General features: G+C 71.2%; 18 protein-coding genes. 7 read left to right on the forward strand and 11 right to left on the reverse strand.

Annotated features, from left to right (window positions below):
- Positions 1-132: 132 nt before the first annotated feature.
- Positions 133-1,083, reverse strand: a complete 951-nt coding sequence (locus tag NIE79_RS16405; protein WP_238679429.1) for an NUDIX hydrolase — start codon at positions 1,081-1,083, stop codon at positions 133-135.
- 143 nt (positions 1,084-1,226) lie between these two features.
- On the opposite strand from NIE79_RS16405, the gene NIE79_RS16410 reads away from it, so the two are divergent.
- Positions 1,227-1,595 carry a PspC domain-containing protein gene (locus NIE79_RS16410; protein ID WP_238679430.1) on the forward strand — a complete coding sequence of 123 codons (369 nt, stop codon included), beginning with the start codon at positions 1,227-1,229 and terminating at the stop codon, positions 1,593-1,595.
- 7 nt (positions 1,596-1,602) lie between these two features.
- Here the strand turns inward: NIE79_RS16410 and guaA are convergent, their stop codons facing one another.
- Entirely contained in the window at positions 1,603-3,159 is a 1,557-nt protein-coding gene (gene guaA / locus NIE79_RS16415) for a glutamine-hydrolyzing GMP synthase (RefSeq protein WP_238679431.1), read from the reverse strand.
- Between the two features lie 142 nt (positions 3,160-3,301).
- Entirely contained in the window at positions 3,302-4,999 is a 1,698-nt protein-coding gene (locus NIE79_RS16420; RefSeq protein ID WP_238679432.1) for an FAD-dependent oxidoreductase, read from the reverse strand.
- A gap of 145 nt (positions 5,000-5,144) precedes the next feature.
- On the opposite strand from NIE79_RS16420, the gene NIE79_RS16425 reads away from it, so the two are divergent.
- Positions 5,145-6,263: an LCP family protein gene (locus NIE79_RS16425; RefSeq protein WP_238679433.1), complete on the forward strand. Its 1,119-nt coding sequence runs from the start codon at positions 5,145-5,147 to the stop codon at positions 6,261-6,263.
- A gap of 7 nt (positions 6,264-6,270) precedes the next feature.
- Here NIE79_RS16425 and NIE79_RS16430 read toward each other — a convergent pair whose 3' ends face one another.
- Together NIE79_RS16430 and NIE79_RS16435 are read right to left on the reverse strand one after the other, a co-directional pair.
- Complete coding sequence (locus NIE79_RS16430) at positions 6,271-7,728, reverse strand: M1 family metallopeptidase (RefSeq protein ID WP_238679434.1); 1,458 nt, start codon at positions 7,726-7,728, stop codon at positions 6,271-6,273.
- Between the two features lie 110 nt (positions 7,729-7,838).
- Positions 7,839-9,242 (reverse strand): M1 family metallopeptidase, encoded by a 1,404-nt coding sequence (locus NIE79_RS16435; RefSeq protein ID WP_238679435.1) that lies wholly within the window; start codon positions 9,240-9,242, stop codon positions 7,839-7,841.
- 221 nt (positions 9,243-9,463) lie between these two features.
- On the opposite strand from NIE79_RS16435, the gene NIE79_RS16440 reads away from it, so the two are divergent.
- Positions 9,464-10,579, forward strand: coding sequence for a sugar phosphate isomerase/epimerase family protein (locus tag NIE79_RS16440; RefSeq protein ID WP_238679436.1), 1,116 nt, complete (start codon positions 9,464-9,466; stop codon positions 10,577-10,579).
- 72 nt (positions 10,580-10,651) lie between these two features.
- Here the strand turns inward: NIE79_RS16440 and NIE79_RS16445 are convergent, their stop codons facing one another.
- On the reverse strand, positions 10,652-11,770 hold the full coding sequence (locus NIE79_RS16445; RefSeq protein WP_196919752.1) for a GuaB3 family IMP dehydrogenase-related protein: 1,119 nt from the start codon (positions 11,768-11,770) through the stop codon (positions 10,652-10,654).
- 30 nt (positions 11,771-11,800) lie between these two features.
- The gene (guaB, locus tag NIE79_RS16450) at positions 11,801-13,363 is read right to left on the reverse strand and encodes an IMP dehydrogenase (RefSeq protein WP_238679437.1); all 1,563 of its coding nucleotides are present in this window, start codon (positions 13,361-13,363) and stop codon (positions 11,801-11,803) included.
- A 185-nt stretch (positions 13,364-13,548) separates the two neighbouring features.
- Between guaB and NIE79_RS16455 the strand changes: the two genes are divergently transcribed.
- Complete coding sequence (locus NIE79_RS16455; RefSeq protein WP_030337860.1) at positions 13,549-13,968, forward strand: DUF5319 domain-containing protein; 420 nt, start codon at positions 13,549-13,551, stop codon at positions 13,966-13,968.
- Positions 13,969-14,095: 127 nt separating this feature from the next.
- Here NIE79_RS16455 and NIE79_RS16460 read toward each other — a convergent pair whose 3' ends face one another.
- Entirely contained in the window at positions 14,096-14,911 is an 816-nt protein-coding gene (locus NIE79_RS16460; protein ID WP_238679438.1) for a helix-turn-helix transcriptional regulator, read from the reverse strand.
- A gap of 253 nt (positions 14,912-15,164) precedes the next feature.
- Here NIE79_RS16460 and NIE79_RS16465 point away from each other — a divergent pair, with 253 nt between their 5' ends.
- Both NIE79_RS16465 and NIE79_RS16470 read left to right on the forward strand, forming a co-directional pair.
- The gene (locus NIE79_RS16465) at positions 15,165-15,548 is read left to right on the forward strand and encodes a WhiB family transcriptional regulator (protein WP_091406539.1); all 384 of its coding nucleotides are present in this window, start codon (positions 15,165-15,167) and stop codon (positions 15,546-15,548) included.
- A gap of 698 nt (positions 15,549-16,246) precedes the next feature.
- A complete protein-coding gene (locus NIE79_RS16470; RefSeq protein ID WP_238679439.1) occupies positions 16,247-16,813 on the forward strand; it encodes a hypothetical protein in 567 nt (188 codons plus the stop codon).
- A 188-nt stretch (positions 16,814-17,001) separates the two neighbouring features.
- Here the strand turns inward: NIE79_RS16470 and NIE79_RS16475 are convergent, their stop codons facing one another.
- The 3 genes from NIE79_RS16475 to groES all read right to left on the reverse strand — a co-directional run bounded on the left by NIE79_RS16475 (position 17,002) and on the right by groES (position 20,823).
- The gene (locus NIE79_RS16475; protein WP_238679440.1) at positions 17,002-18,669 is read right to left on the reverse strand and encodes a molybdopterin-dependent oxidoreductase; all 1,668 of its coding nucleotides are present in this window, start codon (positions 18,667-18,669) and stop codon (positions 17,002-17,004) included.
- Positions 18,670-18,803: 134 nt separating this feature from the next.
- Positions 18,804-20,444 (reverse strand): chaperonin GroEL, encoded by a 1,641-nt coding sequence (groL, locus tag NIE79_RS16480; RefSeq protein WP_238679441.1) that lies wholly within the window; start codon positions 20,442-20,444, stop codon positions 18,804-18,806.
- A gap of 70 nt (positions 20,445-20,514) precedes the next feature.
- Complete coding sequence (gene groES, locus NIE79_RS16485; protein WP_007465101.1) at positions 20,515-20,823, reverse strand: co-chaperone GroES; 309 nt, start codon at positions 20,821-20,823, stop codon at positions 20,515-20,517.
- A 265-nt stretch (positions 20,824-21,088) separates the two neighbouring features.
- Between groES and NIE79_RS16490 the strand changes: the two genes are divergently transcribed.
- Complete coding sequence (locus NIE79_RS16490) at positions 21,089-22,285, forward strand: THUMP-like domain-containing protein (RefSeq protein ID WP_238679442.1); 1,197 nt, start codon at positions 21,089-21,091, stop codon at positions 22,283-22,285.
- Positions 22,286-22,308: the final 23 nt, after the last annotated feature.

Raw genomic sequence — 22,308 nt, forward strand, 5'->3', positions numbered from 1 at the left:
AGCAGTGGGGGCAGCGCGGCGCCGGGCCGCGGGGCGCCGGACGCCGGACGCGAGGCCCGGCGCGCCGGGGACGCGAGGCCCGAGGGCACGAGGCCCGAGGCGCGCTGCCGGCTCCTCGCGGACCGGGCGGGGTCAGGTGAGTTGGGCGGCTTGGACTGCTTCGGCGGTCACCTCGGTGAGGCGGTCGGTGGGGAGGGCGCCCAGCTCCTCGCGGCCGAACCAGCGGGCCTCACAGGTGGAGCCACCCACGTCGGCAACGGTGAGCGGGTTGGGCTGGTCGACGACGACCCGGTAGAAGGCGCGTACGCCGTGCCAGTCGATCGGATAGCCCTCGGGGCCGAGGGAGGCGGCGTCGCGGTGGCTGGCGACGCCGAGAAGCTCGACGAGGCGGCCGGCCTGGCCGGTCTCCTCGACCAGCTCCCGGATGAGTGCCGCGCCGGGCTGCTCGCCGTAGTCGGTGCCGCCGCCGGGCAGGTGCCAGCAGCCGGCGCCCGGGTAACCGTCGGAGATGCGGGTGAGCAGCACTCGGCCGGCGGGGTCGGTGCAGACCGCGTACGCGGCGAAGCGTTGGGCCCGGTGCAGCCCGTCGGGGCCGGGCACCGCGTAGAAGGAGGGGAACTCGGGTGCCTCGTCGGGCACCACGTCGGCCGAGGAGGCGGGCAGCCCGAGGGCGCGTGCGGTGAACGAGCGCAGCGGCAGCTCGCGCGCCTCGTCGAGGGTGTACCACCTGGCCAGGTCGGTCGGGCGCTCGCCGACCCGGTCCGCAAGGGTGCCGCCGCGCACCGCCACCCGGTAGATCAGACGGTCGGTGTGGATGGTGATGCCGCGGTCCGGGAGTGCCCGCATGTCGGCGAGCACGTCGGCCAGGCTGGAGACGGCGACGGAGAGGCCGGTTTCGGCGGCGGTCTCGCGAACGACTGTGTGGTTCGGGTCCTCGCCGTGGTCGACCGCCCCGCCGGGCAGCGACCACGCGCCGGGGGTGCCGGAGCGCTCCGATGCGCGGACCAGCAAGACTCGGCCGCTTGAATCAGCACAAACTGCGTATGCCGCGATCCTGCGGAGCGGCTTGAGCAAGGTGGTCACGGAAGCAAATTCTCCCCGGGCCGGGTTACCGGAACGGAAAAGAGTCGGATTCCTGACTATCCGGTCCCGGTCAGGGATTGGTCAGGGTAAGGATCCGGGCGGTCACCGAGGGCGGGCCGGGCGTCAGCGCGGACGGTAGAGGTATGACATCGACCACCGCTCCCCGCGCCCCGTACAAGCAGCTTCGGCGACCCACCACCGACCGCATGGTCGCCGGGGTCGCCAGCGGCGTCGGCCGCTACTTCGCCGTCGATCCCACACTGGTCCGGGTGATCTTCGCGGTCACCGGCCTGCTCACCGGCGGGCTCGCGTTGTTCGCGTACCCGATCATGTGGTTCCTCATGCCGGAGGAGCCCACCGGCGCGCCGGCCTGGCCGCACGCCGCGGGCGTCGCGCCGCAGAACGGCCCGCCGCCCACCGCCGGGCCCGCGCCCGGCGGACCACCGCAGGGGTACGCCCCGACGCCGCCCTACCCGCCGGCGACCCCGCCCAGCATGCCGCCGGCGGCGTGAGCGGCGCTCACTCCCACTCGATGGTGCCCGGCGGCTTGCTGGTGACGTCCAGGACCACCCGGTTGACCTCGGCGACCTCGTTGGTGATCCGGGTGGAGATCCGGGCCACCACGTCGTAGGGCAGCCGGGACCAGTCGGCGGTCATCGCGTCCTCGCTGGAGACCGGGCGCAGCACCACGGGGTGCCCGTAGCTGCGCCCGTCTCCCTGCACGCCGACGCTGCGCACGTCGGCGAGCAGCACCACCGGGAACTGCCAGACACCCCGGTCGAGGCCGGCGGCGGTCAGCTCCTCGCGGGCGATCAGGTCGGCCTGGCGGAGCAGGTCGAGGCGTTCCTGGTCGACCGCGCCGATGATCCGGATGGCGAGGCCGGGGCCGGGGAACGGGTGCCGCCAGACCATCGCCTCGGGCAGGCCCAGTTGGAGGCCGAGCGCCCGGACCTCGTCCTTGAACAGGGTGCGCAGCGGCTCGACCAGCGCGAACTTCAGGTCCTCCGGGAGGCCGCCGACGTTGTGGTGGCTCTTGATGTTGGCGGTGCCGGTGCCGCCGCCGGACTCCACCACGTCGGGGTAGAGGGTGCCCTGGACGAGGAACTCGACGTCGCCGTGTGCGGCGATCTCGCGGGCTGCGGCCTCGAAGACCCGGATGAACTCCCGGCCAATGATCTTGCGCTTCTGCTCCGGGTCGATCACCCCGGCGAGCGCGCCAAGGAACCGGTCGGTGGCGTCGACCACCTTCAGCTTGATGCCGGTGGCGCTGACGTAGTCCTTCTCCACCTGCTCGGCCTCGCCGGCGCGCAGCAGACCGTGATCGACGAAGACGCAGGTCAGCTGGTCACCGACCGCCTTGTGCACGAGCGCCGCGGCGACCGCCGAGTCCACCCCGCCGGAGAGGCCGCAGATGACCTCCTTGTCGCCGATCTGGGCGCGGATCCGGGCGACCTGCTCGTCGATGATGTTCTCGGGAGTCCAGGTCGGCTCGATGCCGGCGATGTCGTAGAGGAAGCGGGTGAGCATCTCCTGGCCGTGCGCGGTGTGCCCGACCTCCGGGTGGAACTGCACGCCGGCCCGGCGACCGGCCAGGTCCTCGAAGGCGGCGACCGGCGCACCGGCCGACTCGGCGGTCACCGTGAAGCCGTCGGGCGCCTCGGTGACGGCGTCGCCGTGGCTCATCCAGACCGGCAGGTCCGCCGGCAGGTCACGCAGCAGCACGCCGGGGTCGAGGAGGCGGGGGCGCAGCGGGGTGCCGCCGTACTCACGGTTGCCGGTCCTGGTGACGGTGCCGCCGAGCGCCTGGGCCATCGCCTGGAAGCCGTAGCAGATGCCGAAGACCGGCACGTCGGCGCTGAACACACCCGCGTCGATCTGCGGCGCGTCCGGGGCGTAGACGCTGGCCGGACCACCGGAGAGGATGATCGCGGCGGGGTTCTTCGCCAGCATCTCGGCGATCGGCATCGAGTGCGGCACGATCTCGGAGTAGACCTTCGCCTCACGGACCCGGCGGGCGATGAGCTGGGCGTACTGGGCTCCGAAGTCCACCACGAGGACTGGGCGAGGCAGGCTCATGTGCACGAAGCCTACCGACAGTCACGGCCGCTCCCGGCACCGGCTCGCCGGCAATCCGCTCCTCCCGCGATCTTGCACTTTCTGTCCCGACAAAAGACACAAAAGCCACAGGACAACGACCGAAACTGCAAGATCGCCGCGGTCAGGGTCGCAGCGCGCCCGGGGCACCTGCCGGGACTGCCGGGGTTCTCGGGGGTACGGGTGCGAGGCGGCGGTACGGGGAACCGAGGGGTGGGCGGGGGTCCTGCTCGCCCTTGTTGGGCCAGAAGGACATCGCCCGTTCCGCCTGTGCGGTGATCGTCAGGGACGGGTTCACGCCCAGGTTGGCCGAGACGGCAGCGCCGTCGACCACGTGCAGTCCGGCGTGCCCGTACACCCGGTGCCAGGGGTCGATCACCCCGTCGGCCGGGGTGGCCCCGATGACCGCCCCGCCCAGGATGTGCGCGGTCATCGGGATGTCGAACGGTTCGGTGAGTGAGCCGCCGGGGGTGCCGCCGATCTCGTCGGCGAGCATTCGGGCGGCCGTGTTGCCGGCAGGGATCCAGGTCGGGCTGGGCGTGCCGTGGCCCGGGCCGGTGACCAACCTGCGGCCGAGCGGGCCACGCCGCCACCGGGTGGTCAGCGAGTTGTCCACCGACTGCATGACCAGGGCGATCACCGTCCGTTCCGACCAGCCGCGTACCGACAGCATCCGCGCCGCCAACCGGGGCTGCCGCACGATGCTGCCCAGCCAGCGGCGTACCCGGTGCGGGCCACCGTCGACAAGCAGTGACTGGAGCAGCCCCATCGCGTTGGAGCCCCGCCCGTAGCGGACCGGCTCGATGTGTGTCTGCGGGTCGGGGTGGAACGAGCTGGTGATGGCCACCCCCTCGGTGTAGTCCAACCGCTCGGACCGGGCCCGTTGGCGCGGCACCGAGGCGCCGAGGATCGCCTCCGAGTTGGTCCGGGTCAGCTCGCCGAGCCGCGGCGAGAGCCCGGGTAGCGCGCCGTCGGCCCGCATCCCGTGCAGCAACCGCTGGGTGCCGAGCGCCCCGGCGGCGAAGACCACCTGGTCGGCGTGGATGACCTGCCGACCCTTGCGCAGCCAGGCGCCGGTGCGTTCGGTGCGCACCTCGTACCCGCCGCCGTCGGCGGGCCGGACGGCGGTCACAGTGGTCAACTGACGGACCGTGACCCCGAGCCGTTCGGCGAGCCAGAGGTAGTTCTTGACCAGCGTGTTCTTCGCCCCGTGCCGGCAGCCGGTCATGCACGAGCCGCAGTGCAGGCAGCCGGTGCGTTCCGGGCCGGCACCGCCGAAGTACGGGTCGGCGATCCGCTGGCCGGGCCGGCCGATGTGCACGCCCACAGGGGTGGCGTGGAAGGTGTGCCCCACCCCCATCCGCTCGGCCACCGCGCGCATGGCGCGGTCCGCGCCGGTGTGCACCGGGTACGTGGTGACGCCGAGCATCCGTTTCGCCTGGTCGTAGTGGTGGGCCAACTCGTCGCGCCAGTCGGTGATGTCCCGCCACTGCGGGTCGCTGTAGAAGGCCGGCAGCGGTTCGTAGAGGGTGTTGGCGTAGACCAGCGAGCCGCCGCCCACCCCGGCGCCGGAGAGCACCAGCACCCCGCCGCCGGATCGCCGGTCGGCCGGGCGGAGCAGGGTGAGCCGTTGGATGCCGTAGCAGCCCAGTTTCGGTGCCCAGAGGAACCGGCGGACCCGCCAGGACGTCTGCGGGAACTCGTCGTCGGCGAAGCGGCGGCCGGCTTCCAGCACCGCGACCGAGTAGCCCTTCTCGGCCAGTCGGAGCGCGGTGACGCTGCCACCAAAGCCGGACCCGATGACGACCACGTCGTACCGCATGCACGCATCATTACTCGCGAGTAGCGCTCGCGCCAGCGGCACTTTTTGCGCGATCATGCTCCGGCCGACCGACCCGGCGCCTTCCGGCCGCAACCCGGAGCACCCGTCGGAGCGTTGTTCACCAGACGGGTGGAAGGAATCCAACATGGTTCTCGGGTCGATGGCGCCGCGCCGACGGTGGCTGCTGCTGGGGTTGGCGGCGCTCGCCGTCGTCGCGCTGATCGCGGCCGGCACCGTGGTGATCACCCGGCTGACCGGCGACAACAAGCCGGGAGGGGCTCCGGTGGCCGGTTCGCCGACCCCGTCGCCGGTCGGCACGCCGACTCCGAGCCCCAGCGGCCCACCGCCGGGCGCGGACATCACCGGCCCGCTCAACCTGCTGCTGGTCGGTGTGGACACCCGGGTCAGCGTGCCCGGGTGGGAGCCGCACTCGGACGCCGTGCTGGTGCTGCACGTACCCAAGGGGTTGGATCGGGCGTACCTCTTCTCGCTCCCCCGCGACCTGCTGGTGGACATCCCGGCGTTCCCGAAGGCCGGTTACAAGGGCGGCAAGACGAAGCTCACGCACGCGATGAGCTTCGGCAGCCGGGTGCCGGGCAAACCCAAGCAACCCAGCACGGCCCAGGGGTACGAGCTGCTGCGCAGCACTGTCAGCGGTTATACCGGGCTGCGCATCGACGCGGGCGCGGTGCTCACCTTCAACGGGTTCGACAAGCTGGTCACCGCCCTGGGTGGGGTGGACATCTACGTCGACCAGCGGGTCGAGTCGCTGCACCGCCGACCGGACGGCAAGTACCGGGAGAGCGCGCCGGGCGGGTACAAGGGGCCGCAGCAGGTCTACGAGAAGGGCGACCGGCACCTCAACGGCTGGCAGGCGCTGGACTACGCGCGGCAGCGCTACATCACCGGCGGTGACTACGCGCGGCAGCGTCACCAGCAGCAGCTGATCAAGGCGATGACCCGCAAGATCCTGGACGAGGGCCTGGCCCGGCAACCGGAGCGCGTCGACCAGGTGGTCTCCGCGCTGGGCGACACGCTTGTCTACGTGGGCGGGCGCCGGATCGTCGACATCGCGTACGCCCTCAGTGGCCTGCCGAAGAACCGCTTCACGCTGGTCGGGCTGCCCGGTTCCGGCGTCGGCAAGGGCAGCGCCTACCGGGGCGAACAGCTGACCAGCGAGGGCCGCAAGTTCCTCACCGAACTCCGCGCCGGGCGCGCCGACGCGTACCTGGCCGCCCACCCCGCCCTGGTCGTCAAGAACTGACCGCCGCTCAGAGCCGCTTGGGCAGGGCGGGCTTTTTCGTGCCGTAGAGCCAGGCGTCGAAGATCGCGTCCAGCTGCTTGCCGGAGATCCGCTCGGCCAGGGCCACGAACTCGGCAGTGGTGGCGGTGCCGTTGCGCTTCTCCGCCGCCCAGGTCTTGACGATCTCGAAGAACGCCTTGTCGCCGACGGCCACCCGAAGGGCGTGCAGGGTCATCCCGCCGCGCTGGTAGACCGACTCGCTGAACAGCTTGGCCACGCCCGGCTTACCGGGCGGTGTCTGCCACACCTGCGCGGACATGCTGGCGTACCGGTTGTCGAACGCCTCCTTGGCCGTGTACGCCTTGGTGTGCTCGGCCCAGAGCCACTCCGCGTACGTCGCGAAGCCCTCGTTGAGCCAGATGTCCTCCCACTTGGCCAACGCGACGCTGTCGCCGAACCACTGGTGGGCCAGCTCGTGGGCGACGACCTCGGTGTTCTCGCCCTGCCGGAAGAAGCTCGCCGCGTACACCGGTCGGCTCTGCGTCTCCAGGGCGTAGGAGATCCGGCTGTCGGAGACCACCACCCCGCCGTACGCGTCGAACGGGTACGGCCCGAACACACTCTCCAGGTAGTCGGCCACCGCGACGGTCTGCGCGATGGACGCGTCCGCGTTGCCCTTGGCCTCGGTGGTGGTGACAGCGCTGTAGACCGGGCGGCCCTTGTGCTCACCGGTGGTGATCCGGAACTTGCCGATCACCAGCGTGCTCAGATAGCTGGCCATCGGCGACTTCTCCGACCACTTCCAGGTGGTCCAACCGCCCGCGCTGGTCTTCCCGCCGGGAACGCCGTTGCTGATCGCGGTCAGGCCGTCCGGAACTGCGACCTCGAACTCGTAGGCCGCCTTGTCCGACGGGTGGTCGTTGACCGGGAACCAGGTGCTGGCCGACTCGGGCTGGCCCAGCGCGATGGCACCGTCGGCGGTGTGCAGGAAGCCGCCGTCACCGAGCGTCTCGTTCTTCAGCGGCTTCGGCTTGCCCGCGTAGGCGATCTCGGCGACGAACCCGTTGCCGTTGATCAGGCCGGAGGCCGGCTTGATCACCAGCTCGTTCCGCTTACGGCTGTGGGTCGCCGGTGCGCCGTCGACGGTGACCGCGCTGACGGTCAGGCCGGCCAGGTCGAGGTTGAACGTCGACAGATCGGCGGTGGCGGTGGCCCGCACCGTGGTCGTACCCGTCAACTGGTCCTTGGCCGGGTCGTAGCGCACCTTCACCGCGTACCGCGCGACGTCGTAGCCGCCGTTGCCGTAGGTCGGGAAGTAGGCGTCGCCGACCCCGTCGGCGCCAGCGGTGAACGTCCGCGCCGGCGTGGGGGACGCGCTCGGTGGTGGGGCCGTCTCCGAGCCCGCCGAGTCGCATCCGGACAGTGCGAGCGCACCGGTCACCAGCAGGCCGGCAGCCACTCGCAGTCTGTGCCGCGTCCGCCGCATCCCACACCCTTTCCGCACGGTGGTCGGTAACGGCCTCCGCCGTTCCGCGCGAACGGGCACCTACCCGCCGTTCGCAGGCGGCAGCATATCGACCGGGCAACGGGGCGGGGTCACGGCAGTGTGGGAGCCGACCCACCCACCAACCAGGCGTCGAAGAGCGGACGTAGTTGCCGTCCGGCGACCCGCTCGGCCACTGCGACGAGGTCCGCGGTGGTCGCGTTGCCGGCCGCCCGCTCGGTGGTCCAGGTACGCAGGATGCGGAAGAAGAGGTCGTCACCGACGGTCCGGCGCAGCGCGTGCACGGCCAGCGCTCCGCGCTTGTAGACGGCCGAGCCGAACATCTGCTCCCGGCCCGGCTCGACCGACGGCTGCGTCCAGTCGGTCGCCGCGTACTGGATCTCGAAGTTGCGCTGGGCGGTCCGGCCGCCGTCGTGCTCCTCCCACAGCCACTCGGCGTAGCTGGCGAAGCCCTCGTTGAGCCAGATGTCGCCCCACCTGGTCAGCGACACGCTGTCGCCGAACCACTGGTGCGCCAGCTCGTGCGCGACGACGCTCGGGTTGGGCCGGTCGTCCGCGAAGAAGCCAGGCCCGTAGACCGGCCGGGACTGGGTCTCCAGCGCGTACCCGATCCGGTCGTCGGCGATCACGATCCCCCCGTACGAGTCGAACGGGTACGGGCCGAAGCGGCTGGCCAGGAAGTCGACGATCGCGCCGGTGCGGGCCAGCGAGGCTGCCGCGCCACCGGTCGCCGGCAGGCTCGCTGCCACCGCCGTGACCATCGGCCGGCCGGCGTGCGTGCCGGTCACCACCCGGTAGTCACCGATGACGAGCGTGCTCAGGTAGCTGGCCATCGGCGCGCGCTCGGACCAGCGCCAGGTGGTCCAGCCGTCGGCGCTGCTCTTCGGTCCGGGTACGCCGTTGCTCAGCGCGGCCAGGCCGTCCGGGACGGTCACCGCCAGGTCGTAGGTGGCCTTGTCCGACGGGTGGTCGTTGACCGGGAACCAGGTGGCGGCCGAGTCGGGTTGGCCGAGCGCCACCGCACCGTCGGCGGTGTGCAGGAAACCGCCGCTGCCCAACGCCCCGTCCTCGACTGCGGTGGGGACGCCCGCGTACTCGACGGTCACTGTGAACTGCCGACCGCGCGGCAGGCCGTCGCGGGGCGTCACCACCAACTCGCCGTCGCCACGCCGGTGCTCGGCCGCCGCGTCACCCACGCTGACCGCGCGGACCTCCAGGCCGACCAGGTCCAGGTTGAACCGGGACAGGTCCTGGGTGGCGGTGGCCGTGATGACGGCCCGACCGGTCAGCAGGTCGGTCGACGGGTCGTAGCGGACGTCGAGGCCGTAGTGCCCGACGTCGTAACCGCCGTTGCCGTGCCCCGGCACGTACGGGTCGCCGACGTCGGCGGCACCGGGCCGGAAGCCGTCGCGGTCGTCGCCGGTACAACCGGTGGCGGCCAGCCCGATCGCGCAGGTCAGCGCGGCGACGCGCAGTCTCCGTCCGGTCAGGACCATGCCCACCCCTCCTGCGGCACCCGGCCTCCTGCGCCGTTGCGGCCCTTCTGTGGCGTCCCGGTCAGGACGAGCGTAGTCAGCATCACGGGCCGTGCGGTTGGTATCGACGATCATCAGTGACTTTCGTCGGATCAAACAAAAGCTGCCGTCGATCGAACCTTTCTTTCGACTTAGACCGACGTTAGTGTCTGTCTCCGACCACCGTCGCGAAAGGTGGAACCATGCCAGACCACACCGCCCCCGGCGCCACCCCCACCGGCCGACTCAGCCGCCGATCCCTGCTCGCCGCGTCCGCCGGCGCCGCCGCCGCGATCGGCGCGGCAGGCCTACCAGTCCTCGCCACCGGCACCCCCGCGCTCGCCAACCCCGGCAACGCGAGCAAGCTGCGGGTGGAGCCACTGATCCCGGCCAGGAACCGCGGCATCATTCTCTACAGCGTCCGTGACCGGATCACCGCCGCGCCCGACGACAGCGGGGTGCCGTACGGCTTCGAGCGCGTCCTCGCCCGACTCGCCGAGATCGGCTACAAGGAGATCGAGTTCGCCGGCTACACCCAGAGCACCGAGATCCTGGGCCGGCAGATCACCCCCGCCGAGATCCGCAAGATCCTCGACGACAACGGCCTGGTGGCCAACGGCACCCACGCCTCGATCCAGCCGGCCACCTTCCAGCAACAACTGGACATCGCCGAGGAACTCGGCATGAAGAACATCGGCACCGGCAGCGACCCGACCAGCAGCGCGTACAAGGCCGAGTGGGACGCCGCCGCGGACATCTGGAACGAGCTGGGCCGGCAGGCCAAGGCCCGAGGCATGCGGCTCTACACGCACAACCACGACGCCGCGTACAACTTCCTCATCGACCGGGGCCCGCGCGACGCGCAGGGCCGGCAGACCCGGTCCTCCGGCATCCGCCGGCTGGAGTACTTCTTCGAGATCACCGACCCGCGGTACGTCTTCTTCGAGCTCGACATCTACTGGGCCTACGTGGCCCGCTACAAGCACCAGAAGTACGTCAACCCGGCCGGTCAGGAGGTGACCGACCTGTTCGACCCGATCCTCACAGTGGCCGACCGGACCACCCGGTTCCCGCTCTTCCACGCCAAGGACGGCGACCGGGACACCAGCGTGCCCAACGGCTACCAGATGACCCCGCTGGGCGACGGCGACCTCAACTTCCAGCAGTTCTTCCAGACCATCGGCGAGCGCAACTTCCACCACGCCAACTGGGAGATGGACACCGCCCCCGGCGGTGCGGACAACAAGGGCCAGTCGCTCGACTTCGCGGCGACCAGCTACCGCAACATGTCCGACCTGACCATCTACGTGGAGAAGTGACTCTGCGCTGAAATGCGACGAAGGCCGGCCCCGCAGCACGCGGGGCCGGCCTTCCGGCGTCTGACGGATCGGTCAGCGGTCGAGGACCAGACCGACCTTCTGGAACTCCTTCAGGTCGCGGTAACCGCACTTGGCCATCGCCCGACGCAGCCCACCGAACAGGTTGAGCTGGCCGTCGGCCTCGTCCGCCGGCCCGAAGAGCAGCTGCTCCATCGACCCGAGCGGCTCACCGGAAACCTCGAACGCACCCCGGGGCAGCGACGGGTGGCTCGCCGCCGAGTGCCACCAGGCACCACCGGCGGGGGCCTCCTCGCAGAGCGACAGCGGCTCACCGAGCATCACCGCGTCCGCGCCGCAGCCGAGCGCCTTGGCGATGTCACCCGAGGTCTGGATGTCACCGTCGGCGATCAGGTGCACGTACCGGCCGCCGGTCTCGTCCAGGTAGTCACGGCGGGCCGCCGCGGCGTCGGCGATCGCGGTGGCCATCGGCACCCGGATGCCCAGAACCGACTCGGTGGTCGACCACTCGTCGCCACCGATGCCCACGATCACGCCGGCCGCGCCGGTACGCATCAGGTGCAGCGCCGTCTTGTAGTCAGTGCAGCCACCGACGATCACCGGCAGGTCGAGGTCGGCGATGAACTCCTTGAGGTTCAGCGGCTCATCGGTGGTCGACACATGCTCGGCCGAGACGATGGTGCCCTGGATGACCAGGATGTCCACCCCGGCGTCCAGGATCACCGGCGCCAGCGCGAGGGTGTGCTGCGGAGAGACCCGCACCGCCACCGTGCCGCCACCGGCGCGCAGCTCGCGGACCCGCTCCGCGATCAGGTCGGGGCGGATCGGCTCGGCGTACACCTCCTGGAGCCGCTTGGTGGCGCGGGCCTCCTCGTCGAGGCCGGCCAGCTCGTCCAGCACCTTCGTCGGGTTCTCGTAGCGGGTCCACAGCCCTTCGACGTTGAGCACGCCGAGGCCGCCGAGCTGACCGAGACGCACCGCCGAGGACGGGCTCATTGTGGCGTCGGAGGGGTGGCCGACGCACGGAATGCCGAACGGGTACGCGTCGAGCTGCCAGGACGTCGAGACGTCATCGACGTCCCGGGTGCGGCGGCTCGGCACGATGGCGATGTCGTCCAGGTGGTAGCCGCGCTGCGCGGTCTTGCCCAGCCCGATCTCGACCACGTCACGCATGGGGGACTCCAGGTGGTTGGGGGTGGTGGGTCAGCGGGTGTGGTAGTTGGGCGCCTCGACGGTCATCTGGATGTCGTGCGGGTGGCTCTCCTTCAGGCCAGCCGCGGTGATCCGGATGAGCTGGCCCCGGCGGTGCAGATCGGGGATGTTCTCCGCACCGGCGTATCCCATGGCCAGTCGCAGACCGCCGACCAGCTGGTGGGCCACCCGGGAGAGCGGCCCCCGGTAGGGCACCTGACCCTCCACGCCCTCGGGGACCAGCTTGTCGTCGCTGAGCACGTCCTGCTGGAAGTAGCGGTCCTTGCTGTACGACTTGGCCTGACCCCGGGACTGCATCGCGCCGAGCGACCCCATCCCGCGGTACGTCTTGAACTGCTTGCCGTTGACGAAGATCAGCTCGCCGGGGCTCTCCTCGCAGCCGGCCAGCAGGCTGCCGAGCATCACCGTGTCGGCGCCGGCCACCAGGGCCTTGGCGATGTCGCCGGAATATTGGATGCCGCCGTCGCCGATCACCGGCACGCCGGCCGGGCGGGCGGCCCGGGCCGCCTCCATGATCGCGGTCACCTGCGGCACGCCGACCCCGGCGACGATCCGGGTGGTGCAGATCGCGCCCGGCCCCACGCCCACCTTGACGCCGTCGGCGCCGGCCTCGACCAGCGCCTTCGCGCCGGCGTACGTGGCCACGTTGCCGCCCATGATGTCGACAGTCACGTCTGCCTTGAGCCGGCGGACCATGTCCAGCACGGCCCGCTGGTGACCGTGCGCGGTGTCCACGATCAGCACGTCGACACCCGCGTCGACCAGGGCACGAGCCCGCTTGTACGCGTCCTCGCCCACACCGATCGCGGCCGCGACCCGCAGCCGGCCGGCGTCGTCCTTGCTGGCGTCCGGGTACTGCTCGCTCTTCGTGAAGTCCTTGACGGTGATCAGGCCACGCAGCCGGCCCGAGTCGTCGATGATCGGCAGCTTCTCGACCTTGTGCTGACGCAGCAGCGCCAGGGCGTCGTCCTTGCTCACCCCGACCTGCGCGGTGACCAGCGGGGTGTGGGTCATGATCTCGCGGACCGGAGTGTTCGGCTCGGAGACGAAACGCATGTCCCGGTTGGTGACGATGCCGACCAGCTGGCCGTCGCCGTCCACCACCGGTACGCCGGAGATGCGGTAACGCCCGCACAGCTCGTCGACCTCGCGCAGCGTGTCGTCAGGGCTGGCGGTCACCGGGTTGGTGATCATGCCGGACTCGGAGCGCTTCACCAGGTCGACCTGGAGCGCCTGGTCCTCCAGGGACAGGTTGCGGTGCAAGACGCCGATGCCGCCCTGGCGGGCCATGGCGATCGCCATCCGGGCTTCGGTCACCGTGTCCATCGCGCTGGACAGCAGCGGAATCGACAACTCGATGTTGCGGGTGAGCTTCGTCCGGGTGTTGACCCGGCTGGGCACCACGTCCGACTCGCCCGGCTGAAGCAGCACGTCGTCGAAGGTGAGGCCGAGCGGAACCACCCGGGCAGAGCCGGCCGGCAGCTCGGGCAGGTGGCCGCCCAGGTCGGCGTGCTCGACGCCGGCCGGAAGATCGGTGCTGGGCGAATTTTCCACGATTGCTCCCCTGAGCTGCTCGGATGGGCTTCAGCGAGGTGGCGCGGGCGGGCACCGGAGCGCGCCACGATGCCGGCACGTCGCCTCATCGTACCCAGTGAGCTGGGCGACCCGTCCGTGGCAGGCCGGCCGGCGCGGAGGCCGGGGGGCGGACGTTCGCGCCGCGTTGGGTCTACGGTGAGGGGGTGCACGACGAGCCCATCGACCCGTTCAATGGCGACCCGGCCGATCCGACCGCGGGTCTGGATGACCCGGGCGATGACGCGACGCCGGATCCGCTGACCGACGTCGAGCGGCAGGATGTGCTGGAAGACCTCGCTGACCTGGAGATCTACCAGGCTCTGCTGGCCCCGATCGGGGTCCGCGGGTTGGTGATCGAATGCGAGGACTGTCGCGAGCCCCACTACTTCGACTGGGACCTGCTCCGCGGCAACCTGCGGCACCTGCTCAACTCGGGCCGCCCGCGGGTGCACGAGCCCGCCTACGACCCCGACCCGGACCACTACGTGACCTGGGACTACGCCCGGGGTTACGCGGATGGGGTGCACGACACCCTGTCCGAGGGCACCGAGGACGAGCCGGGCGCCCCGACCGCCACCAAGTGACGCCGCCGGCGGCGGGTGTCCCCGCTGCCACTGAGCGTGTCCCGCTGCCACGCCGCCCCCTGCTGCCGCGCGTCCCGGGCGCCCTGCTGCCGCGCGGCGGGCCCGGCTGCCGCGCGGCGGGCGTATGTCAGGCGACCAGACCGGCGCGGAAGCCTGCCGCCACCGCGTGCGCACGGTCCCGGGCGCCAAGCTTGCGGAACAACCGGCGGGCGTGCGTCTTGACGGTGTCCTCCGAGACGAACAGCTCCCGGCCGATCTCCGCGTTGCTCTTGCCCTCGGCCATCCCGAGCAGCACCTGAAGCTCACGCTCGGTGAGGCCGATCGACGCCCGACTGGGTCGGGCGTTCGGGGCGGGACGGCCCGGGTCGGTCTGCCCCGCCGACTCGCCGGTCCCCGCCTCCGCCTCGTCGTCGCCCCGCTGCACCGGCACCGACGCCACCCCGGCAGGTCCGTCGGCGGCAGTGGCCGCCCAGCCGGGCTCACCGGATCCGCGCGGCGACGGCCCGGAGCGGCCGGAACCACCCACCGCCGCCGCATCCCGAGCGGGATCGGTGATCCGCTGCCGGGAGGCTCGACCGGGCGCGGTGAGCAGCAGTAGCGCCTTCGCCACCGCGCTGGTCAGGTCATGGTCGACGTTTTGGATGAGCCCCCGGGCGCCGGCGCTGATGGTGGCCGCCGCGGCCTCGGACTCCTCGGTGCCGAGCAGCAGCACGGCCGCCTGCGGCGCACGCGCCAACACCCGGCGGACGAAGCCGGCGCTGTCCGGCCGGGTGAGTGCCGTGTCGGCCAGGACCACGTCGGCCGGCCGCTCGGCCAGCCGCAGCATCACCTCGGGATCAGAGACGGCGGTACGAACGATCGCGGACAACCCCAGCCGCGCGGCAGCAGAAGTAAGGTGCTGGGCCGCGAGTGGTGTCCGAACGCACACAAGAACGGTACGCACTGTGGTCTCCTCTCCGCCAACGAGCAGACCATGACGCGGTCGGCTGGGGAGGGGGTTCCGGGCAATCCTTCGAACTTTTCCGACAGATGGGGCAAAAGCCGCAATTTCCCGGACGTTTTCGATCACAGACGTGTGAGTTGACGACAGCCCGGGTACCGGGAGATCCAGGCCGGGAACGGTGCGCCTGCGCGGCCCGCCGCCCGGATGCCGGCCATAAGGATTCTCGCGGAGCCGCGCGGGAGGAGGGGTGCTGATGTCGAACGTACGTAGACTGCCCGGACCCATCGTCGATCTCTGGGACTGGCAGCGACTCGGTGCCTGCCGAGGGCGCGACAGCGCCCAGTTCTTCCACCCCGACGGTGAGCGTGGTTCGTCCCGGCTGCGTCGTGAGTCCGCCGCCAAGTCGGTCTGCCGCGCCTGCCCGGTTCGCGCCGAGTGCGCCGCCCACGCCCTGTCCGTACGCGAGCCGTACGGCGTGTGGGGCGGCTTCAGCGAGTCGGAGCGCCTGCGACTGCTCGCCGTCGGCTGGGAGGACTTGGCAGACCGCCGGCACGCTCGGGTCGACGTCGCGCGGCTGGAGGCCCGCCTGGGCCGCCCGCACAAGTCGACAGTTCCGGCCCAACGCAACGTCGCCTGACCCGAGGCGTCCCCAAGCATCCGCGAAGCCGCGCCCCCGCCCAGGGGGTGCGGTTTCGTGCCGTTCATGCGGTTCGGTCGCGGCGAAACCTCCGGCGTCGCCGATTACCGCGATGATCGACTCGGGTTCCTTGATATCGGGGCATCCCGTCGGCCCGGACACCCCGACTTCAATGACCCCGAGTCGATCAAGTCGAACGTGCGGTCGATCCCTGGGCGTTTGTCCGGTCTGGGGCACTCCGGCCGTGCGGAGGGCTTAGGCTGCTGCGAGTTACGCGGCCTTTGTCCAGTGATCGGATCCACCCGTCGGCCGGAATCCTGGCCGGGCCGAGGTCGTTACATACCCTGACGATCGCAGCACCACCGACCCGCCGCCCGAGCGCTGGGGGCTGGTCGCGCAGGTGGGAATGCCAGCCCACACCCGGTCGTTACCGTCCCCACGAACGACCGACAGGCACCGCCTCGACGAGGGTGCCGGCGGATGGGCCACCCCCGGAATGACCCCGGCCCCCCGGTCGTTACATCTGGACCCGGCGCCACGAGCCCCCGCTCGCAGGCCGCCGACCCCGGACGCCCGACACGGCGTCACCTCCCAAGACTTTTCCCCTTGTATGTGCAGCGCCGGACGAGGTGCTCACACCCGTGACTGCCGCCCCCCTTGGCGGTTCGGGTGTCCTACCCCCGAAGGAGCTACCCCTCATGAACACGATCTTCCGTAAGAGCATGCTGTCTGTTGCTGGTCTCGCGTTCGCCGGTGGCGTGTTCGCCGGCCCGATCGCCGCCCACGCCGCCACCCCGGTCGTGGACGCCAAGCCCGTCGCCGCCGCCGTGCAGTCGGCAGCGCCGAAGCCGCAGGGCGACCAGTCCCACATCACCCTCACCGACGAGCAGACCGGCAACGTGAAGGCGATCATCGCCGCCACGAAGAAGGCCGGCCTCCCGGAGCGGGCCGCGGTCATCTCGATCGCGACCAGCCTGCAGGAGTCGAAGCTGGAGAACCTCGGCCACCTGGGCGACGCCAACGACCACGACTCGCTGGGCCTGTTCCAACAGCGCCCAACCAGTGGTTGGGGTACGCCGGAGCAGATCACCAACCCCGAGTACTCCACCACCGCGTTCCTCAAGGGCCTCAAGCAGGTCGACGGCTGGCAGGACATGCCCCTGACCCAGGCCGCGCAGACGGTGCAGGTGTCGGCCTACCCGGACGCCTACGCCCAGTGGGAGCAGCAGGCCACCGACCTGGTCGGCCAGCACTGGAACAGCTGACCCCGGCAAGACCGCAGCACCACACCGACCGCTGGCCGGCACCCCAACTCGGGGTGCCGGCCAGTTCTGCTCTCTGAATCCGCAGATCTTGGACACTTTCCGTTCCGCGCGAACGGAAACTGTCCAAGATCTGCGTGCACGGCCGGGGGTAGCGGACCAGCCCGGGCGGCGAGACGCCGTGCCGATGGTCAGCGGACGGTGACGGTGATCGTGTGCCAGCCGGTGGCGCCGTCGGGGACGACGTCCTGCGTACGTTCGGTCTGGGTCTCACCTGTCGCGTCGGTCGCGCGGACCTGGAGCCGGTGTTCGCCCGGTGTGGCGTCCCAGCGCCAGGACCACTGCACCCAGGTGTCCACCGACACGGTCGGGGCAAGCGCGGCTTCCTGCCACTGGCCGTCGTCGACGCGTACCTCGACTCGGCGGATGCCCCGGTGCTGCGCCCAGGCAACTCCGGCGACAGTCACCGGTCCGGTGGTCAGCCGGTTGCGCCCCCGGGGCGTGTCGATCCGCGACTGGGTCTTGATCGGCCCCTGGGGGGACCAGCCGCGCGGCACCCAGTACGCGTCGAAGTCGGCGAACCGGGTCAGCTCCAGTTCGGTCACCCACTTGCAGGCCGACACGTAGCCGTAGAGGCCCGGCACCACCACCCGGACCGGGAAGCCGTGCTCGACCGGCAGCGGCTCGCCGTTCATTCCGACGGCCAGCAGGGCGTCCCGTCCGTCGCGCAGCGCGGCGGTGGGGGTGCCGCAGGTCCAGCCGTCGACCGACCGGCCGACGACCTGGTCGGCGTCGTCGTCCGGCTCGACCTCGTCCAGCAGTTCCCGCAGGGGTACGCCGAGCCACAGGGCATTGCCGATCAGGTCCCCGCCCACCTCGTTGGAGACGCAGGCCAGCGTGACGTACCGCTCGACCAACGGTCGGGCCAGCAGATCCGCATAGCTGTAGGTGCGCTCCCTGCCGACCCGTCCGTGGATCCGCAGTCGCCAGGTGTCCGGGTCGACCTGGGGCACCACCAGCGCCGTGTCGATCCGGTAGAACCCAAAGTTCGGGGTGACGTACGGCGCGAGCTGGGTCAGCGAGAGGTCAGCGCCCGCCGGCACGGCCGGTGCGGGGGCGACCGGCGCGGGCAGGCGGATCGCTTCGCGGGCTGCGGACACGCCTCGCCGCCCCGCCAGCCACCGTCCACCGAGTCCGGCCGCCACGGCCGTGCCGAGCAGCACTCCGCTGCCGGTGAGGAACCGCCGCCGCGACTCCGGGTCCACTTCGGCGGGCCCGACCGGTTCGGCGGCCGCCGTCGGCCCGGCGGGAGTCACGGGCACCGGCCCTGCCGGAGACACCGGCGCCGACTCGCCGGGCGACACAGGACCCGCCGGCGACACCGGACCAACCGGTGGCGTGGGTGGTGACCAGGACCAGGGGTCCAGCTCGAACGGTCCGCCGATGAACAGCCAGAGCACCAGGGCGCCGAGACCGGCGCCGACCACTGACGGCAGCGCGTCGGCGAGGTCTGCGCCGGAGCGGGTCAACGCGGCGGCCACGCCGATAACGCCGAACGCGGCGATGCCGGCCAGGCCGAGTGCCAGTCGGCGGACCGCCAGTACGCCGAAGAGGGCGGCGAAGCCTCCCAGCAACACGGCAGTGCCGACCAGCAGCGCGATCTTGTCGGCGGTGCCGAAGAGGTCGATGGCGAGTTGCTTCAGCGACTCGGGGACGGCGTCGACGATGACCCCGCCGACCGCGACCAGGGGCGACGACCGGGGGCCGGTCAACACCGCGACCGGTTCGGCGATCCCGATCGCGACGGCGGCGGCGGTGATTCCGGCCAACGCGGCGTACCGCCGTGACGTGGTGCTCATCGGCCCAGTGTGCGCGATCATCTCGCCCGGTCGCCAACAACGTCAGCGTTCGGTAATGACCTGGCGGCCCGCAAGAACGAGCCGGGGCGCACCGCCATACGGCGGTGCGCCCCGGAACGGGTGTCGCTACCGGATCAGAAGCCCGGGCCGTGCTGGTGGCCGTGACCGTGGCCGTGGCCGCCGGCGGCGGCCGGTTCGGCCTGCTCCGGCTTCTCCACCACGAGGCTCTCCGTGGTGAGCAGCAGACCGGCGATCGAGGCGGCGTTGGTGACCGCGTTGCGGGTCACCTTCACCGGGTCGATGATGCCGGCCTTGACCAGGTCGACGTACTCACCCTTGGCGGCGTCGAGGCCGTTGCCCCACTTGAGGTCGGCGACCTTCTGCGTCACGACGTAGCCGTCGTGACCGGCGTTCTGGGCGATCCAGCGCAGCGGCTCGACAAGCGCCTTGCGCACGACCGAGACACCGACCTTCTCGTCACCGGTGAAGCCCAGGTCGTCGTCGAGCACCGAGAGGATCTGCACCAGGGCGGCGCCGCCGCCGGGCACAGTGCCCTCCTCGACCGCAGCCTTGGTCGCCGCGATGGCGTCCTCGATGCGGTGCTTGCGCTCCTTCATCTCGACCTCGGTCGCAGCGCCAGCCTTGATGACGGCGATGCCACCGGAGAGCTTCGCCAGCCGCTCGGCCAGCTTCTCCCGGTCCCAGTCGGAGTCGGAAGCCTCGATCTCCTTGCGGATCTGGGACACCCGGTCGGCGACGTCGGCCTTCTGGCCACCGCCGTCGACGATCGTGGTGTTCTCCTTGTCGACCACGACGCGCCGGGCGGTGCCGAGCACCTCCAGGCCGACCTGGTCGATCTTGTAGCCCAGCTCCGGGGCGACCAGCTCGGCGCCCGTGGAGATCGCGATGTCCTGGAGCATCGCCTTGCGCCGGTCACCGAAGCCCGGGGCCTTGACCGCGCAGACCTTGAGGGTCTTGCGCAGCGAGTTGACCACCAGGGTGGAGAGCGCCTGGCCGTCCACGTCCTCGGCGATGATCAGCAGGGGCTTGCTGTTCTGCAGGACCTTCTCCAGCAGCGGCAGCAGCTCCTCGATCGCCGAGATCTTCTGGGTGGTGACCAGGATGTACGCGTCCTCAAGGACGGACTCCTGACCCTCCAGGTCGGTGACGAAGTTCGGCGAGATGAAGCCCTTGTCGAACTGGAGACCCTCGGTCACGTCCAGTTCGGTGGTGAGCATCGAGCCTTCCTCGACGGTGATGACACCGTCGCGGCCGACGCGCTCCATCGCCTCGGCGATCAGATCGCCGATCGTGGAGTCCTGCGCGGAGATCGTCGCCACGTTCGCGATCGACTCCTTGCTGGTGACCTCGGCGGCACGGCCGAGCAGCGCCTCGGAGACCTTCATGGCCGCCGCGTCGATGCCCCGCTTGAGGCCGGCCGGGTTGGTCCCGGCGGTCACGTTGCGCAGACCCTCGCGAACCATCGCCTGGGCCAGCACGGTCGCGGTGGTGGTCCCGTCGCCGGCGACGTCGTTGGTCTTGGTCGCCACCTCCTTGACCAGCTGCGCGCCAAGGTTCTCGTACGGGTTGGTGAGCTCGATCTCCTTGGCGATGGTCACACCATCGTTGGTGATCGTCGGCGCACCGAATTTCTTGTCCAGGACGACGTTGCGCCCGCGCGGGCCGAGGGTGACCTTGACCGTGTCCGCGAGGGCGTTGACACCGTGCTCCAGCAGGTGCCGGGCGTCGTCCGAGAAGCTCAGGATCTTCGCCATTAATGTCCCTTCGAAGCGCCATTGCCCCGGCCCGGCGAGCCGGACCGGGGCAGTGGCACTGATCGGTTGCTTACTTCTCGATGACCGCGAGGACGTCGCGGGCGGAGAGCACCAGGTACTCCTCGCCGGCGTACTTGACCTCGGTGCCGCCGTACTTCGAGTAGAGGACGGTGTCGCCGACCTGCACGTCAACCGGAACCCGGTTGCCGTTGTCGTCGACGCGCCCCGGGCCCACAGCGAGGACGGTGCCCTCCTGCGGCTTCTCCTTGGCGGTGTCGGGGATCACGATGCCCGACGCCGTGGTGGTCTCAGCCTCATTCGCCTGGACCACGATGCGGTCCTCGAGCGGCTTGATCGCAACCTTGGTCGCGGTAGTCACGGGCATACCCTCCTGGGGTACTGGTTTCGTTGCTGGCCAGCGGGGCTGACCAGCGTCAATCTGCCTCATGCCACCGGGCGGTGCCGTCGTCGCGGGTGCCGGTCCGCCTGGCGTGCGCACCCGGGTCGCGAGACCCGGAAGCTGGCACCCTCAGGGTGAGAGTGCTAATCGCAGGTTATTCCGTGGCTAGCACTCCGTCAAGGAGAGTGCCAGCGCGTCGCGCCCCGCCAGCGAGGATTTCCGGGTCGGCCGGGACAATGGCCGGGTGGATCTCGATCAGCTGGCCGCGCTGCGTACCCCTGAGGGGTCGGCCGCGCTCACGGCGGCGGCCGACCTGGCCGGCGGTGATCCACTGGTCGCGGCGTCGGCGCTGCGCGCGACAGGGGTGCCGCCGACGTTGGCCGCGGCCGCCCTCACCCAGGCCGAGCTGCGTCACCGGGCGGTGGGCAAGTTCGGCAGGGCCGCCGCTGGGATGTTCCTCACCCGTCCCGGCCTGGAGCAGGCCACCCGCCGGGTGGTCGCCGACCGTCGCGCCGCCCGGCTGTACGCGGCCGGAGTGCGCACACTGGCCGACCTCGGGTGCGGGCTCGGGGCCGACGCGCTGGCCGCCGCCCGCGCCGGCATCCGGGTGTACGGGGTGGAGGCCGACCCGGTGACCGCGGCGATGGCCGCCGCCAACGCCGAGGCGGCCGGGCTGGCCGAGCTGTTCACTGTCGAGTGCGGCGACGCGACCGGGTTCGACGTGTCACGGGTCGACGGGGTCTTCTGCGATCCGGCCCGGCGTACCACCGGCACCGGAAGACGGATCTTCGACCCGCGCGCCTACTCGCCACCGTGGGACTTCGTCACCGGGCTGGCCGAGCGGGTGCCACGCACAGTGGTGAAGGTCGCCCCGGGCCTGGACCACGCGCTCATTCCGGCCGGCGCGGAGGCCGAGTGGGTCGGCGTGGACGGCGACCTGGTCGAGGCCGCGCTCTGGTGCGGCGAGCTTGCGGAGGTGCCCCGCCGCGCCACCCTCTACCGCCAGCGGGGCGCCGAGGCTCACCTCCACCAGCTCACCGGCTCGGGTGCCGCCGAGGCGCCGGTCGGGCCGCCGCGCCGCTACCTGTACGACCCGGACCCGGCGGTGGTCCGCGCGCACCTCGTGGCCGAACTGGCCACCGAACTGGACGCCACCCTGGGCGATCCGAGCATCGCCTACCTCTACGCCGACCAGCCGATCCACACCCCGTTCGCGCGCTGCCTGGAGATCACCGACGTGCTGCCGTTCTCACTCAAGCGCCTGCGGGCGCTGCTGCGCGACCGGCGGGTGGGCCGGGTGGAGATCCTCAAGCGGGGTTCGGCGCTCACCCCGGAACAGCTTCGGCGGGACCTGCGGCTGGCCGGGGACGCGGCGGCGAGTCTGGTGCTCACCCGGGTCGGCGGCGCACCGACGGTGCTCGTCGGCCAGCCGGTCGCCTAGCGTCGCCTCGGCCGGCCGGTCGA

The organism is Micromonospora trifolii (genome assembly GCF_022229005.1).
GTDB lineage: Bacteria > Actinomycetota > Actinomycetes > Mycobacteriales > Micromonosporaceae > Micromonospora > Micromonospora trifolii.